Here is a 15,869-nt window from a genome sequence, read left to right as displayed (position 1 = left end):
TTTCAAATATAAGATTTATATTTTTATGCTCATATAGAGGCAATTGATTTACAATTTTCAGAAATATAGAAATCAATTTAAACTATTATAAGTTTGATACTCTTAAATCAAAACATGATTAATCAGAATAGAGCCATGAAAGAAGCTGGCGCAAATACAGAAAATATCAATCTGCTTATCCAAGATTTAAGAGAAGGAGCTTCTTTTGGAAAAGCACTGGAAGCCAGAAAAGTGCTTTGGGATGGGATTCATGATGCAGTAAGAGTTAAAGCTACTGCGGAAAGTCAGAGTCATTAATGTTAGCTACATTTCCAAATATAGGTATTGCCAGTCTCTATTCACCAATTATTATATTTTTCGGTGAATGCATTCACCGAATTTCATTATATCTGGTGAATAGAAAGGATTATGATACCAAGAATTTTAAAAGACACTATATCTGATAAACTATTCAAAGGTAAAACTTTGATACTGATAGGGGCTCGGCAAGTAGGAAAATCGACATTGATTCGGGAGATTCTAAAGGATCACGACTACTCTTTTTTTGATGGTGACGATCCTTTGGTAAGGGAACTACTCACTAACCCTAATACCAAAGAAATAGAAACTATTCTCGGAAACTCTAAAATCATTTACATAGATGAAGCACAACGCATTGAAAATATCGGTATAACAGCAAAAATCATTCATGATCAATTCAAAAATGTGCAATTGATCATGAGTGGTTCTTCGGCTTTTGAGCTAAGAAACCACACCAACGAAGCATTTACAGGAAGAAAGCATGAATATTTTTTGTATCCACTATCATTCAACGAATACGAAAATTCAGTAGGGTATCTTGATGCACAAAGAGATTTGGAGCAACGTTTGATTTTTGGTTTTTATCCTGATGTAATCAATAATAGAGGTGAAGAGCGAGATACTTTAAACGAAATTACCCAAAGCTACTTGTTCAAGGATATTCTGGCTTATGCCAATATCAAAAAACCTGAAGTCCTTGAAAAAATTCTTCAGGCGTTAGCCTTTCAAGTTGGCAGTGAGGTCAGTTATAATGAAATAGCCCAACTTACGGGAGTAGATAAAAATACAGTTTCAAACTATATACATTTACTTGAACTCGCGTACATTATCTATCCACTTACTTCATTTAGTCGAAACCTGCGCAATGAAATCAAAACAAACAGAAAAATTTACTTCTACGATAATGGTATTCGAAATTCCATTATTCAAAACTTTAACCCAGTAGGATTACGAAATGATATTGGAGCTTTGTGGGAAAACTTCTTAATGTCAGAAAGGTTGAAAAGAAATCATTACCATAGAAAATATTGCAACAAGTATTTCTGGAGAACTACACAACAACAAGAAATTGACTATGTAGAAGAAACTGATGGTATAATCACGGGATTTGAATTCAAAAGGAACCCAAAATCAAAAGTGAAAATCCCTGCAACTTTTGTAAATACTTATAAGGCAGATGTAGAGATTATTGATAAAGATAATTTTAGAAACTTTGTAAACATCTAACTAGTCTAGCTTAACCCTCACAAATCCCAACTCGTCATCTATATTTTCATAAAGCCAGATGGTGTTATTGAGGAAAAAGTGACCGCTTGGTTCTTTTTTATAATTATCGAGTTTTGTTTCTTTGATTATTGCTAAATTTTTGTCAATAAGCGTCAAAAAAACCTCAGCATCAATGACTTTCAGATCTCCGTACTCGTCCAACTCTTCTCCGAATGTACTTTTATATGAAATTCTAATAAATTGCTGAGAAATTGGATCCCAGGAGAGCGGCCCAAAATTGATGGATTCCATAAATAAATTCCTGTATTTTCCAGATTCTTCAACTTCAACTTTTTTAGGAAGTTTTGCTTCATTTTTATTTCCAGTCAAATTGCTGTTCCAAGGAATCAAATAAAGCGAATCCAAAACCATATCATAGACATAAGCTTCATTGAATGCAATGTTTGTCATAATTATTCTTTTATCAACCGCAAGAGGTCTAGGCGAAGGGCCGAAGCCTCCAGCTGGCCTTCCATCTGATTCTATATCCATTCTAAACTCCTTCAATCGCTCTGTTTCTGGAAGAGGGATTTTCTCAAATGATTCATTTAGTAAATCAAACTTCATCAAAAAATATTCATAGTTTTCCCATTTCACATAAAGTCCAAAAATTATATTTGAATCTTCAGGGTGCTCTATCAAACGGAGAGGTAAGTAGCCTGAACCACCAACTTCATCTCCAGCGATTTTGTCAAGGTTCAAATCTTTTACTTTCTCACCATTTTGATCAAAAATGGCATGCAGTCCATAAGACCACATCATAATTTGATCCTTGTCTGTCAAAGCGTATCCAGCAACGTAATTTCCAATACCATTTGGACCTTCTCTTTCAAACTCTAGTGTTTCTTCAAAATTTAAAGTCTCTAAATTAATTTTATCAAACTTAGGCTGATTGAAAATATAGTTAAAAAGGTATTTTCCATCTTTCGAAAGCTCAGGAGAGCTTAGTCCATATTGCAGATTAATAATTTCATCACCAGCATCTACCATAACTGTATCTTGAGTGAGATCAAATTCAAAATTCTCCAAAGACTCACTTTTCTCAGTTGAGCAAGCTGATATTAAAACCAGACCTGAGATCATTCCTATTATAGTTTTCTTCATTTTCTTTTAGTTTATAGTTATCCTTACAAAAGCCAATTCATCATCTATATTTTCAAAAAGCCAGATTTTGCCATCTTTGACAAAGTGCTTGGCAGGTCTTTTCTGGATTTCTGGGATTTTTGACTCGGCAATAAGCTTAAAATCTTCATCAAAGACGCTTAGGAAGACATCGGCACCGCTGACCTTATAGGTCTCAAATTCCGTCATTTCATCGCTAAAAATACTTTTGACGGAGAACCTGTAATACTTTCTGTTTTCTTTATCCCAAACAAAAATGCCATAATTGATTTGTTCATTTGCTTTTCGCATTGCTTCTGCTCTCTCTTTTCCCTCAGCGGAAACCTCTTTTGGAAGTTGGGCAGTTTGCTGGCTACCTACCAAAGGACCCTCCCAAGTTTTGAAGTAGAGTGAATCCATTTTCATGTCGTAGATGTAGGCTTGATTGAATGAATTCAAAGCCAAAATAACTTGATCATTTTGGATGGATTGCACAGCCCCTGCATTGAAGCTTCCCATCCATTGACCTTCGTACATCATGGTGATTTCAAATTCTGATAGCTTCTGTAATTCTGGTAATTCTATTTTTCTAAAGCTATCATCAGAAAAATCAAAAATCAGGAAATAATAATCGTTTGATCTCCAACTTCTGTAAAAAGTTAAGAATTGATCAGGCTCATTTGGAATAGGGGCAAGTCTCGACAACATCACCTCTCCCATATATTCAGTTCCTTCAAGCAACTGATCAATTGGTAAGGCACGCAAAAGTTTACCCTTTTGATCCCAAATTCCTTTTTTGGAAGACCAAAAGAGGGCATTCTCATCCTCAGTTGTTGCGTAGTCAAATACAAAAGCCCCTACGCCATCTGGCCCTTCTTTTTCGAAAGAGATCTTTTTGACCAATTTCAATTCCTCCAAATCGATTTTCTCAAGAATATTGGCCTCTCTATTCCAATTGAACAAATATCTACCGTCCTCTGAAAGGTCAGAGATGAAAAGGTTGTCATTTAAGTGCAAAAATTCCTCCCCCGAGTCCACCATCACTGTATCAAAGGAAAAGCTGAGTTCGGTACTGATTTGAGTTTCTTTGATGGTCTTTTCACCGCAAGAAAAGAGCAAGAGGCAAATTGATAGGTATAAAATATTTTTCATATTGAATTTAATTAATTTCCATTCTGATATAGGCTAATTCATCATCTACATTCAAAAAGGCATGGATTTTTCCGTCTTTTACAAACTGTGCAGTTGGAACTGATTTGAAAATTTCAGTAACTTCCTTTTCTCCAATGACTTCAAAATCGTTATTGAGGATGCTAATGAAAACTTTAGACTTAACCGCTTCATCTGCAATTTTGGGTAGATTGTAATGCGCAAATCTGTAAAAAACCTTATTCTGATCATCCCAAAAGAGCTTGGAAAAACTGACTTCCTGAGCGATTTGCAGTCTGACCTCTGACATAGCCTCCAAAGTAGACACATCATTTTGATAAGTACCCGACTTTTCGTTTGGGGTTAATGTATTGGTGATGGTACGATAACTTAAGGAATCAGCTTCAGGATCATATTCATATAAAGCATTGAAAGCATTAGACCAAAAGATTAGCTTGTCTTGATGTCTATCTAATGACAAAGAAGGGTAAGTCATTGACATACTCATACCTCCTCCCTCTTCAGACTTAAAAGTCACTCTAAAATTTTCCCTTTTATCGTACTCTGGTAATTCAATCAATTTGGTTGTCTTATTTTCCAAATCGACTTGGATGATATCAGAATTTAGTCTTTCAAAATTTGAAATGGTACAATATAATGTATTTCCATCATCAGAAAACCCAAGTGGATTCAGAGACTCTTTTTCACCTAACCCTTCTTTCATCCATTCCTCGTCCATTTTGACTTTTTTGATCAAATTGCCATTCATGTCTGCGATGACGATTTGATTCCATTCTACGAAAGCCACTTTATCATCACCAATCAACATCATTTGATAAGGGTATTGACCTACGCCATTTGGCCCTTCTTTCTCGTAGGGCATTTTCTCAAGTAAGACCATTTCATCTAGATCCACTACTTCTAAATTGTAGGATTGGATATCCCAAAAATAAAGTCTGTCTACTTTATCATTTATGTTATGGCTATAAGATTGAGTAGCCGCCATAAGGATTTCATTGCCAGAATCTACCACAACAGTATCCATGCTGATGGTCATATCTGCATAAGAATTCGCTGTGTTCTCTGCATCTTTGCCTCCGCAAGAGGCCAAGATTATTATAAAAAGAATAAAGACTAATTTTTTCATTGTTTGTGGATTAATTTATATGAATATACGGAATTCTGCCAGTAGCCAAATTATATACTGACAGTTGGTGACAATCGATTGGTAATCAAGCTAAAGAGAGGTTACTTGGTCAAAACAAAGGTTCTGACCATGAATATTTTGAAGTTTGAAGAGCGCTTTCCAGATGAAGAATCCTGTATTAGCTTTTTCAAAGCTAAACGAGAGCAGGAAGGCGTGGTTTGCAAAAAGTGCGAGGAAAAAGAGCACTATTGGCTCCACAGTAAAAGTATGTTTCAATGCAAAAGTTGTGGATTCCGTACCAGTTTGAAAAGTGGAACTGTGATGGAAAATAGCAATCTGTCACTTCGTAAGTGGTTGATGGCCATGACCTTCTTTAGTGCCACTAAGCAGGGGTTTACCGCTCTTGAACTCCAGCGACAAATGGGGTTTACTCGCTACCAAACCGTCTTTGATTTATGCCATAAGATTCGTGTCATAATGGGTAAGCGGGATGATCAATATAAGCTCGAAGACATGGTAGAATATGATGAAGCTTACATCACCAAGTCAACCTCAGCCCAGAAAAAGAAGAATCTCAATCGGGGCCGAGGAACTCAGCAGAAGTCCACAGTGGCTGTGATGGCTGAATCAACCATTCTTGAGGATCCTAAGACAAAGAAGTTAACCAAAAGCTGCCGATACTTCAAGATGAAGAAGATTGAGGACTTAAAGGCTAAAACGGCAGAGAAACTGATTAAAGACTTCATCAATAAAGATGCTGTTCTTCAAACCGATGATAGTACCACTTACGCTAAATTTGAGGACTTCGTGGATGTCCATGTCACCGAATTATCTTCAACAAAAGAGGGTAGATTCAACCTTAAATGGGCTCATACAGCAATCAGTAACCTCAAAAGTGATCTTAGAAAGTATAAAATGATATCAGAAAGAAGGCTTCAGAACTACATCGACGAGTTTTGCTACAAACTAAACCGAAGATACTTTGGAGAAAGACTCTTTGACCGACTTATTATTGCTTCTATCCAACCCTACTGGCAAAGTAGCGGATAATCATATTAATTTATTATGAGTTTGATAAATGCGAGTTCATCGTCAAAATTTTGATACAACCAAAGAAAATATAGGAATAGACCTAAGCAGAAGTGTAATCTTCATTTGAAATCTTTTTTAAAAGTTTCAATATAAACTAGGTTTATAAAAAATCATATTTTTCTTTGGATAAATTAACAACTTCTTTGATGATTCTTTATTTCGCTAATTCATATGTGACAAGAGTCTCATGAAATACTCACAATAGGTTCCCACTTTTGTGGATAAAATTTTAATCCATGAAGCAAGTCAAATTAGGCCTCAAAGAAAACTGGAAGCAGTTTACCCTCTTGGTCATCATCAATGCCTTTGTCGGCGGGATGGTTGGACTAGAGCGAAGTATTCTTCCACAGATCGCAGAAGTTGAATTTGCAATCGTAGCCAAAACAGCAATTTTGTCCTTCATAATTGTTTTTGGAATCGTCAAAGCTATAACCAATTATTTTGCTGGGGCCTTTGCCAATAAAATAGGAAGAAAAAACTTGCTCGTAATTGGTTGGCTGTTTGGTTTGCCCGTACCTTTTATATTGATGTTTGCGCCTTCATGGGATTGGATTGTCGCAGCAAACGTACTTTTGGGAATCAATCAGGGTCTTGCTTGGTCATCAACTGTGGTGATGAAAATTGATCTAGTCGGTGAAAAGCAAAGAGGCTTTGCCATGGGATTGAATGAATTTGCTGGATACTTGGCAGTGGCAGTGGTAGCTTTTCTTACAGGTTATATTGCTGCAGAATACGGTTTGAGACCTTATCCATTTTATCTGGGAATTGGATTGGTTGTTTTGGGATTGCTGGGAAGTATTCTCTTCATCAAAGACACTCGAAAGCATGTTGAGGCTGAAAACCAACATAGTGATATGCCCAAACTGAAGAACATCTTTTGGGAAACCACTTGGAAACATCCAAACCTCGGATCGGTCACTCAAGCTGGATTGATCAACAACCTCAACGATGGAATGGCATGGGGAATTTTTCCTATTCTGCTTTCGGTCAAAGGTTTTGATCTTGAGCAAATTGGCATCATCACTGCAACCTACCCTGCTGTGTGGGGATTTGGTCAGCTATTTACTGGAAAAATGGCTGATTTGTACAGTAAAAAATACCTACTGTTTATCGGGATGATCCTTCAGGGGATTGCACTTGGATTCTTTCTTTTTGCGAGTTCGATGATACATTATGTTATTCTAGCAGCGATTTTGGGTTGGGGTACGGCAATGGTTTATCCTACGTTTTTGGCAACCGTAGCAGAAAACACCCATCCAACAAATCGTGCCAATAGCATTGGAGTCTTTAGACTTTGGAGAGACTTGGGCTACGCCATCGGAGCGATCCTTACAGGAATCATAGCAGATTCATTTGGAATAGAAATGTCCATTTTGACTATTGGTGGACTGACAGTTTTGTCAGCATTTGTAATTTTATTTAGGATGAAAGGAAACTTGAATTAAGTTCTGCATTTAGAGTTCGACATTAAAAATTATAAATTTCGAACTCTGAATCGAGAACAGACAAAAGTTAAATAGTTGGAATAGTAGTGTAGAATAAATCTAAAAATCACCCCTCTAAAATCTTAAATTCTAATCCAAATAATACACCCTCTTCACTCTGCTGCTGATATTCGTGAGAAGTTCGTAGGGAATAGTTCCAATATTGGAAGCGAGTTCTTTGAGAGAAATGCCGGGACCATAAATGATGACTTCATCGCCTTCTTTGGCATCGATTCCTGTGATATCCACCATGCACATATCCATACAGACATTGCCGATGATAGGCGCTTTTTTTCCATGAATTAAAACAGAACCTTTGCCATTGCTGAACCTCCTGTCATAGCCATCTGCATAGCCAATGGCAATTGTTGCGATTTTTCCATTGGAGCTTAGTCTTCCTTTTCGGCTGTAGCCAATAGTTTCTCCCGCGTCTAAAGTTTTGATTTGAGAAATGGTTGTCTTCAATGATGAAATTGGTCTTAAAGCAGCATCATAAATCCCATTTACTTCTACCCCGTACAAGCCAATTCCTAACCTGACCATATCAAATTGATAGGCAGGATAACGGATAATTCCCGCCGAATTGAGCGCATGTCGGATAGGCATAAATCCAATGAATCCTGCAATCTGCTGACACATTTTGGAAAACAGCTCTAATTGATGCAGTGAAAAATCTTCATGAACTGCTTCGTCGGCTCCTACCAAATGGGTATAAAGACTTGCAATCTCCAACTCGGGGAATTGCGCAGTCAAATCCTTAAGCTCTGCCAATTGCTGCTGATCAAATCCCAGTCTATGCATCCCTGTATCAAGATCAAGATGAATCTTCATGATGGTTTGATGCGTGCGGCAATATTTTCCTAATTGTTTGTAAAAAGTGGGGCTATAAACGACAGGTTCTAAGTTGTGCTTATGTAAATGATGGAAAGATTCCTGAGCTGGATTAAGCACCATGATGGGCAAAGCAATTCCTTCTTCCCTCAAGGCAACACCTTCATCCGTATAGGCAACGGCCAAATAATCTGCTCGCAACTGCTGTAAATGGTTGGCAATTTCGGTCGCTCCTCCACCATAAGCAAAGGCCTTAACCATCACCATGATTTTGGTCTGCGGAAGGACTTTGGTTTTGTAGAAATTATAATTGTGCGTTAGTGCATTGAGGTTGATCTCGAGCGTAGTCCCATGGATTCGCTGCTGCAATTTGTTGACGATTCTCTCAAATCCGTAGACCCGAGCTCCCGTCACCAAGATCAGATCATTGTCAAAACTATCTTCCTGAAGTTCATCAAGCAATGCCTCTGTGTCTTTATAAAAAATAGTATTGCAGGAAATCTCTCCTTCCAAAACCTGTATCGTCTCCCCAACTCCAATCAGCAAATCAATGCCATAATGCTTGATCAATTGGGCAACTTCCTGATAGACTTCCTCGGGCTGACCTACTTGCATAAAATCAGAAAGGATCAAGACTTTTCTGTTTTTTGGCCTTTGGGCAGCCATAAAATCAAGCGCCAATCGCAGACCAGCCAAGTCATTGTTATAAGTATCATCGATGATCAAAGTCTCGTTGTAACCGGACTTGAGGGTCAGCCGCATGTCCACCGTTTTGAGATGATCGATTCCCGATTGAATATCCTTCGGCAGCATGCCCAAAGTAAGCGCTGTGGTGATCACATGACGGATGTTTTCCAAAGATGCTACATCAGAAAAAGGAACCGTAAAAGTAAACATCTGAAAATCCGGTTTGATCAATAGGATTTTGGTTTTCTCTAGGTCTTTCTTGATCGTAAGCGTATAATCAGCTCCAGGTTGATCAGACCAAGCGATAAGTTGTGATGCATCAAATTCTGCTTCCAAATATTCTGCAATCTGATCATGCTCTTTTCTATAAATCACATATTGTGCATGCTCAAAAAGCTTGGCTTTTTCTCTCAATTTTTCACCCATGGAGGCAAATCCCTCTTCGTGTGCAGTGCCAATATTAGTAAAGACTCCAATGTCAGGTTTGATGATATTTTGAAGAGTTTCCATTTCCCCAACTTTGGAAATTCCAGCTTCTAATATCGCTACTTGATGATATGGGGAAATCCCAAAAATAGAGAGTGGAACACCTACCTGACTATTGTAACTTTTGGGACTTTTAGCTACTGCATATTTTTGAGCCAAAACTTGCCCTAGCCATTCCTTAATGATTGTTTTCCCATTGCTTCCCGTGATGGAAATAACAGGCGATTTAAATAAAGAGCGTTGGTATGCTGCTATTTGCTGCAACCCTACTCTGGTGTCTTTTACAAAAATGAGTTCTATTTTACCTTCTAATTTCTTTGGTGTTTTATAAGTATCCTTTACCAAAAAGCATTTCACACCCAATTCAAAAAGTTCAGGAATAAAGTCATGCCCATCAAACTTGGCACCTTTCAAAGCAACAAAAATCGTATGCTCGGGCTGCACCATTGATCTGGAATCAATGATGACGTGATGAATCAGAACAGGTTCAGCTTTTGTCTCCTGTTGATCACCGACTATTTTTCTGATTTCCTCAGTGGTGAGTGATTGGATCATTTACTCAAAGTATGAATTAATTATAACTCTTCTTTCTTTTTGAAGAAAACTTGCTTGATCCATCTCGGTAGGAAAATCGCTCCCAAAATGAGGTATGGATAGTAAGAAAGCATTCTCCAAAGAATACTAGTCACAAAAGTATAGCCAGTCAAGAATTCTGTGAAAAACTGTGCAAAGAAAAACTCTGCTGTACCACTACTTCCAGGTGTAGGAGAGATCATCATCACAATCCACATGATCACTTGTCTTGCAAACACAATCACATGCTCGCTAATACTCAAAGATTCATAAGCTGCCACCAAAGCATTGAGCATCAAATACCTCGAACTCCAAATAAAAATAGTTACTGCGATGATTGGCAGCCAATAATTCCATTTTTTTCCTTTGAGTTCTTTCGAAGCATCAATAATCTGATTTCCATATTCGTTAGCTGAATGCTTCCATTTAAGTAGCCATTTGATGGAATACAATTTCAACAAAAGCCATTTGAAAACGCGTGGTCTGTAAAATAGAGCTGCCGCCATCACAATGGAATAAATAGCATACAATCCATAGCTACTCCAGAAAAGAATTTCTAAGCTCTTCCCAAGTTTCATTTCCATTACCCGGCTTTCAGGAAAAATATTACCCTGTGCGAAAAATAAAATAATCGGAGCACCAATTACAAAAAAGAGATTATCCAAAATAGCAGTTACCATCACATAGGAAATGGCCTTTCCAAGCTTGATGCCTTCCTTATTTAAAATAAAAATGGCTACCGCCGAACCACCAACAACTGAAGGCGTAACTGCCGATGCAAATTCCCAAAGTATAATTACATAAATCGCCCGTGTCCACGTGAGCTGCTTATCTGTAACCGCTCTAATTCTATAAACATAGCCCAAGTCTCTAAAGAAAATAACTACAATAGCCACAAAAATAGCAATAAACGAAGCATCAAAAACACCCCTTAATGTTTTGGCATTGACACTCGGGTCAAGGTAAAACATTAGAAATACGATTCCCAAACCAATAATGACAGGAACCCAAATCTTATTAGGATTAAGCGTTTCAAAAATTTTCTTATTGTCTATCTTCATACACTAAGCCATGGTAATCGGCTCTGTTTTTTCTACCCAGAAATTATTAAATCCCTCTCCTATCCTGATTGTAACCAAGGAAAGTTGGAGAAGTTCCAAAATGGCTAAAAAAGTATAAATCACGAAAATTTTATCTGGTTTGTAAGAAATGAATTCAGTAAAAGGTACCTTATCTCTAAAGCTTATTCTATCCATAACAAAATCCTTTTGCTGTTCGATGGAATACGGATATTGAACAACCGTGTGCGTGGTTTCATCTGTTCTGGCAGCGAATTTTGACATTACTTTTTGATACACTTTCAGTAATTTGTACAAATCCAGATCTTGCATTTCAGCCTCTACATCATCTACCTTAGACAATTGCTTGAGCTCTGACAAGATATTTCCTCGCTTCTCTTTGGCAAGTTGGCTTTCTTCCAAAGTAGCCAAATCACCAATCACTGATTTATACTTTTTATATTCCAACAAATGTCTGATCAGCTCCTCTCTTGGATCGACCTCTTCCCCATGCTCGTTGATTTCGGGTCTTGGAATCAGCATTTTGGACTTTATTTTCATCAAAGTCGCTGCAAATAAGATAAACTCACTCGCCACTTCGATTTCCATTTTTTCTAATTGGTGGAGATAATCTAGAAAGTCATTGGTAATCTTAAAGATGGGAATATCATAGATATCCAACTCATCTCTCTCAATAAAGAAGAGCATCAAATCGAAAGGTCCTTCGAAAAGTGGTAATTTGATTTCGAAACTCACTGGATACTATTTAATTTATCTTAATTTTGCGGTGCAATAGCATTCAAAGATATCTAAATTAATGCTAAATTAAACGCCTGTTAAGATAAAAGCTTATTTGTGGATTTGCTTTGGCTTGAATCTTGACTTGTTCAAAACAATAGCCAATCAACAGAGTTAATTATTTTTAAAAAACAAAATATTCATAATGATAATTACCCCAGGTAAATTACTCGCTCAAATCGACTCCCCAGCTGATCTCAAGAAGTTTTCTAAAGATCAGCTTATCCAAATCAGCGATGAACTTCGCCAATACATAATAGATAATGTATCAATCTATGGAGGTCATTTTGGCGCAAGTTTGGGTGTTGTAGAATTGACAGTAGCACTTCATTATGTGCTCAACACACCTGAAGACCAATTGGTATGGGATGTAGGTCATCAAGCCTACGGGCATAAAATTTTAACTGGGCGAAAAAATCAATTTCATACAAACCGGATTTATGGGGGTTTATCTGGTTTTCCAAAAAGAAAAGAAAGCGAATACGATACTTTTGGGGTAGGTCATTCGAGCACCTCTATTTCTGCTGCTCTTGGCATGGCCATGGCATCAAAATATAAGGGTGATAAATTGAAGCAACACGTTGCTGTGATTGGTGATGGTTCGATGACTGGTGGGATGGCTTTTGAAGCTATGAACCATGCAGGTGTATCAGATACCAATTTGATCATTATCCTTAATGATAATTGCATGTCTATCGACCCAAATGTGGGTGCACTGAAAGATTATTTGACAGACATTACCACTTCACATACTTACAATAAAGTCAAAGACGAAGTTTGGAATTTGCTTGGAAAATTCAGCAAGTTTGGTACTTCTGCTCAGGAAGTGATCTCCAAAGTAGAAGGCGCGATCAAGTCCACTGTCTTAAAACAAAGTAATTTATTTGAATCCTTAAATCTCAGATATTTTGGTCCTGTCGATGGTCATGATGTCAATCATTTGGTAGAAGTGCTCTCTGACTTGAGAGATATTCCTGGACCAAAAATCCTTCACTGTGTCACAGTAAAAGGAAAAGGTTATGCACCTGCCGAAAATGGAAACAAAACCACTTGGCATGCACCGGGATTGTTTGATAAAGTAACAGGTGAGATTTATAAAAAAACTCCTACTGCTCCCCAAGCACCAAAATACCAAGATGTCTTTGGGCATACTTTGGTAGAATTGGCTAAGGAAAATGATAAAATTATGGGAATCACCCCAGCGATGCCCTCAGGTTCTTCTCTCAACATCATGATGAAAGAAATGCCTGACAGAGCATTTGATGTAGGAATCGCTGAGCAACATGCCGTGACTTTTTCTGCTGGCTTAGCAACTCAGGGTATGATCCCATTCTGTAATATTTATAGTTCCTTCATGCAGCGAGCTTATGATCAAGTTGTGCATGATGTAGCTTTACAAAATTTGCAAGTTGTATTCTGTTTAGACAGAGCGGGATTTGCTGGAGCGGATGGCCCGACACACCATGGTGCGTATGACATTGCTTTTTTCAGATGTGTTCCAAATATGGTCGTCACAGCTCCGATGAATGAAGAAGAGTTGAGAAACCTAATGTATACCGCTACGCAATACGAGGGTCCTTTCTCTATTCGATACCCAAGAGGTCAAGGCGTGATGCCGGAATGGAGAACACCAATGCGAGAAATTCCAATTGGACAAGGAAGAATCATCAAAGAAGGAGAAGAAGTAGCGATTTTGACTTTAGGACATATTGGAAATTATGCCGTAGAAGCAACAGAGAAACTTGCAGAAGAAGGTATAAATCCAGCGCATTATGATATGCGATTTGTGAAGCCACTGGATGCAGACTTGCTTCATGAAGTTTTTGGGAAATTCAAGAAAGTAATTACTGTCGAAGATGGTGCTTTAATGGGAGGATTTGGTTCTGCAGTTGTGGAATGGATGACAGACCATGGTTACACTTCTCAGGTTAAGAGACTAGGTATTCCTGATACCATCGTAGAACACGGTGAGCAAATTGAGCTTCACAGAGAATGTGGCTTTGATCCAGAAGGAATTGCAGATGCCGTAAGGGAGCTGGTTGAAGTTCAGGTTAGAAGATAATTTTAGACGAAGATATTTTAGTAGAAGCCTTGCTGTGATTCAGCAAGGCTTTTTTTATTTTTACATTATGATCTCTTTTACCAAACAAGGCGCTGGAAAGCCAATCATCTTACTTCATGGATTTTGTGAAACGAAGGAAATGTGGAAAATTTTTTCAGAACAACTTTCAAAAAGCCACAAAGTCTATTGTCTTGATTTGCCCGGTTTTGGTGAGTCATCATTAAAAGTTTCACAATTGAACCTTGAAGAAGTAGCAGTTACCCTTCATGATTGGATGGAAGAACAAGAAATCCAAAAACCTATCATCATAGGCCATTCACTTGGTGGATACGTTGCTTTAGCCATGGCGGAGTTGATGGGTTCGGAAATTGATGGCATAGGATTGTTTCATTCCACAGCGTTTGCTGATGACCAAGAAAAAAAGCATACCCGGAATAAAACCATCACATTTATCAAAAAACATGGTGTGGAAAAGTTCATAGACTCTTTTGTACCCCCTCTCTTCTCCGCTCAGCATCAAGAACGATTGGTGGAAGAAATCGCAACCTTGATTCAATATGGAAAAAAGACAGCTAAGAAAACTGTCATCGCATACATCCAAGCCATGCGAGACCGAAAAGACAGATTTGAAGTGTGGAAAACTTTTGGAGGCGCAAAACTGATGATCGCCGGCACCTTAGATCCTGCTATAAAAATAGAGGCAAGCAAAGAACATGAACCTTTCGCTACTGCCTACCATGAATTAGAAGGAGTTGGTCACATGGGGATGTTTGAAGCGAAAAAGCCGAGTTTGATATATGTTCTGGCTTTTTTGGAGAAAGGTTCAACTCAAATATAAAGGCAATGAAAAAGAAAAATTGGTTAGAAAAATTCCCAAACTACAAAAACTATCTTTTTAAGATTAGCCTTCCCCTTTATCTGATCGCTGGTATTATTCATTATTTACTTATGATCCGGTTTAACTTTGATAATATATCTCAACCTAAAGAGATTTACGGATCAATATTTTTTGCAATTTTTATGATAATCACTGATTATTTTACATTCTACAGACCCAATAGAAAATTTCATTTGAATAAAAAATGAATGAAGTTTAAATTCATCTTAATCACACCGCCTCTTTCTCAATATGTAATCTAATAGCCTCAGCTACTATATTATTCAAAGATGTTTTTGCCTCCATAGCCAAGAGTGCAGCTTTTTGGTGTAAGGTTGAAGAAATTCTTACATTAAAACTACCCTTAAATGGTTTCTCAGGAGAAATCCCATTTTGTTTACAATCTGATAAATAGCTCTCTACAGCCAACTTAAAATCTTCTTCTAGAAGCTTTCCAGTCTCTCCTTCATATGAAATAAGTCCCTGAATACCGATTACTTTTCCATATAGCATACTATCCTCAGGACTGTATTCGATACTTCCTGTATATCCTTTATGATTTAAGTGTTTCATAGTTTTAATAATTCCTTAATTTGTTTAAGTTGATACAGCTTCATAATCCCGTTTGGATGAGGTTTGTGTAACATAATTGGTGTGCCATGTTCATCTTGAAATCTAACTCTAGACCCAGATGTCTTACCAACTTTAATCTCTTCAAAACCAAAATATCAAAGAAGCTTGACAAGCTCATCGTAATGGAAGTCTGATGGCATGTTCAAAAACCTACTTAGAAGCTTAGCTTTTTTTGACATAACTCAAAGTAACCAAATATAGTTGCATTTTACAAACTGAAATGCAAGATTTTTAACAAGAAGATTATACTAACTTTGGATAAATAAATCAATAAAAATATTAAGGCTAGTTGCAAACTATGCCTAATGGGATTCTTCTTTTTTTA

The 15,869-nt window shown here is 37.4% G+C and carries 13 protein-coding genes and 1 pseudogene; 6 read left to right on the top strand and 8 right to left on the bottom strand.

Annotated features, from left to right (window positions below):
* Positions 1-114: 114 nt before the first annotated feature.
* Both BELBA_RS05620 and BELBA_RS05615 read left to right on the top strand, forming a co-directional pair.
* Positions 115-297 (top strand): hypothetical protein, encoded by a 183-nt coding sequence (locus BELBA_RS05620; protein WP_014771778.1) that lies wholly within the window; start codon positions 115-117, stop codon positions 295-297.
* Positions 298-408: 111 nt separating this feature from the next.
* Positions 409-1,527 carry an ATP-binding protein gene (locus BELBA_RS05615; protein WP_014771777.1) on the top strand — a complete coding sequence of 373 codons (1,119 nt, stop codon included), beginning with the start codon at positions 409-411 and terminating at the stop codon, positions 1,525-1,527.
* Here the strand turns inward: BELBA_RS05615 and BELBA_RS05610 are convergent, their stop codons facing one another.
* The 3 genes from BELBA_RS05610 to BELBA_RS05600 are packed head-to-tail and all read right to left on the bottom strand — an operon-like array spanning position 1,528 to position 4,963.
* On the bottom strand, positions 1,528-2,670 hold the full coding sequence (locus BELBA_RS05610; RefSeq protein WP_014771776.1) for a DUF4221 family protein: 1,143 nt from the start codon (positions 2,668-2,670) through the stop codon (positions 1,528-1,530).
* Positions 2,671-2,676: 6 nt separating this feature from the next.
* A complete protein-coding gene (locus BELBA_RS05605; RefSeq protein WP_014771775.1) occupies positions 2,677-3,819 on the bottom strand; it encodes a DUF4221 family protein in 1,143 nt (380 codons plus the stop codon).
* A gap of 7 nt (positions 3,820-3,826) precedes the next feature.
* Positions 3,827-4,963, bottom strand: a complete 1,137-nt coding sequence (locus BELBA_RS05600; protein WP_014771774.1) for a DUF4221 family protein — start codon at positions 4,961-4,963, stop codon at positions 3,827-3,829.
* Positions 4,964-5,092: 129 nt separating this feature from the next.
* Here BELBA_RS05600 and BELBA_RS05595 point away from each other — a divergent pair, with 129 nt between their 5' ends.
* Positions 5,093-6,013 (top strand): IS1595 family transposase, encoded by a 921-nt coding sequence (locus BELBA_RS05595; RefSeq protein WP_014771118.1) that lies wholly within the window; start codon positions 5,093-5,095, stop codon positions 6,011-6,013.
* Between the two features lie 278 nt (positions 6,014-6,291).
* Positions 6,292-7,500 (top strand): MFS transporter, encoded by a 1,209-nt coding sequence (locus BELBA_RS05590; RefSeq protein ID WP_014771773.1) that lies wholly within the window; start codon positions 6,292-6,294, stop codon positions 7,498-7,500.
* A gap of 129 nt (positions 7,501-7,629) precedes the next feature.
* Here BELBA_RS05590 and BELBA_RS05585 read toward each other — a convergent pair whose 3' ends face one another.
* Genes BELBA_RS05585 through BELBA_RS05575 form a run of 3 tightly spaced genes read right to left on the bottom strand, consistent with a single transcriptional unit; the run spans position 7,630 to position 11,930 of the window.
* Positions 7,630-10,098, bottom strand: a complete 2,469-nt coding sequence (locus BELBA_RS05585) for a bifunctional UDP-N-acetylmuramoyl-tripeptide:D-alanyl-D-alanine ligase/alanine racemase (protein WP_014771772.1) — start codon at positions 10,096-10,098, stop codon at positions 7,630-7,632.
* Between the two features lie 20 nt (positions 10,099-10,118).
* Positions 10,119-11,177 carry a lysylphosphatidylglycerol synthase transmembrane domain-containing protein gene (locus BELBA_RS05580; protein WP_014771771.1) on the bottom strand — a complete coding sequence of 353 codons (1,059 nt, stop codon included), beginning with the start codon at positions 11,175-11,177 and terminating at the stop codon, positions 10,119-10,121.
* A gap of 3 nt (positions 11,178-11,180) precedes the next feature.
* Positions 11,181-11,930: a segregation and condensation protein A gene (locus tag BELBA_RS05575; protein WP_014771770.1), complete on the bottom strand. Its 750-nt coding sequence runs from the start codon at positions 11,928-11,930 to the stop codon at positions 11,181-11,183.
* A 187-nt stretch (positions 11,931-12,117) separates the two neighbouring features.
* Between BELBA_RS05575 and dxs the strand changes: the two genes are divergently transcribed.
* Complete coding sequence (gene dxs, locus BELBA_RS05570) at positions 12,118-14,034, top strand: 1-deoxy-D-xylulose-5-phosphate synthase (RefSeq protein WP_014771769.1); 1,917 nt, start codon at positions 12,118-12,120, stop codon at positions 14,032-14,034.
* 67 nt (positions 14,035-14,101) lie between these two features.
* Positions 14,102-14,872, top strand: coding sequence for an alpha/beta fold hydrolase (locus BELBA_RS05565; RefSeq protein WP_014771768.1), 771 nt, complete (start codon positions 14,102-14,104; stop codon positions 14,870-14,872).
* Between the two features lie 270 nt (positions 14,873-15,142).
* On the opposite strand, the gene BELBA_RS05555 is transcribed toward BELBA_RS05565, so the two are convergent.
* Both BELBA_RS05555 and BELBA_RS20080 read right to left on the bottom strand, forming a co-directional pair.
* On the bottom strand, positions 15,143-15,484 hold the full coding sequence (locus tag BELBA_RS05555; protein WP_014771766.1) for a type II toxin-antitoxin system HicB family antitoxin: 342 nt from the start codon (positions 15,482-15,484) through the stop codon (positions 15,143-15,145).
* A pseudogene (locus BELBA_RS20080) lies at positions 15,481-15,624 on the bottom strand (type II toxin-antitoxin system HicA family toxin); the annotation flags it as partial. The gene BELBA_RS05555 and the pseudogene BELBA_RS20080, both read right to left, overlap by 4 nt.
* Positions 15,625-15,869 lie beyond the last annotated feature (245 nt).

The organism is Belliella baltica DSM 15883, from assembly GCF_000265405.1.
Lineage (GTDB): Bacteria > Bacteroidota > Bacteroidia > Cytophagales > Cyclobacteriaceae > Belliella > Belliella baltica.
The sequence above is the reverse complement of the archived record's forward strand: the minus strand, read 5'-3'. Positions and strand labels throughout refer to the sequence as shown.

What these genes read in the sequence shown, in the direction of transcription:
- BELBA_RS05620 (WP_014771778.1), top strand. Translation starts at nt 115, where the DNA reads ATGATTAATCAGAATAGAGCCATGAAAGAAGCTGGCGCAAATACAGAA.
- BELBA_RS05615 (WP_014771777.1), top strand. Translation starts at nt 409, where the DNA reads ATGATACCAAGAATTTTAAAAGACACTATATCTGATAAACTATTCAAA.
- BELBA_RS05610 (WP_014771776.1), bottom strand. Translation starts at nt 2,670, where the DNA reads ATGAAGAAAACTATAATAGGAATGATCTCAGGTCTGGTTTTAATATCA.
- BELBA_RS05605 (WP_014771775.1), bottom strand. Translation starts at nt 3,819, where the DNA reads ATGAAAAATATTTTATACCTATCAATTTGCCTCTTGCTCTTTTCTTGC.
- BELBA_RS05600 (WP_014771774.1), bottom strand. Translation starts at nt 4,963, where the DNA reads ATGAAAAAATTAGTCTTTATTCTTTTTATAATAATCTTGGCCTCTTGC.
- BELBA_RS05595 (WP_014771118.1), top strand. Translation starts at nt 5,093, where the DNA reads ATGAATATTTTGAAGTTTGAAGAGCGCTTTCCAGATGAAGAATCCTGT.
- BELBA_RS05590 (WP_014771773.1), top strand. Translation starts at nt 6,292, where the DNA reads ATGAAGCAAGTCAAATTAGGCCTCAAAGAAAACTGGAAGCAGTTTACC.
- BELBA_RS05585 (WP_014771772.1), bottom strand. Translation starts at nt 10,098, where the DNA reads ATGATCCAATCACTCACCACTGAGGAAATCAGAAAAATAGTCGGTGAT.
- BELBA_RS05580 (WP_014771771.1), bottom strand. Translation starts at nt 11,177, where the DNA reads ATGAAGATAGACAATAAGAAAATTTTTGAAACGCTTAATCCTAATAAG.
- dxs (WP_014771769.1), top strand. Translation starts at nt 12,118, where the DNA reads ATGATAATTACCCCAGGTAAATTACTCGCTCAAATCGACTCCCCAGCT.
- BELBA_RS05565 (WP_014771768.1), top strand. Translation starts at nt 14,102, where the DNA reads ATGATCTCTTTTACCAAACAAGGCGCTGGAAAGCCAATCATCTTACTT.
- BELBA_RS05555 (WP_014771766.1), bottom strand. Translation starts at nt 15,484, where the DNA reads ATGAAACACTTAAATCATAAAGGATATACAGGAAGTATCGAATACAGT.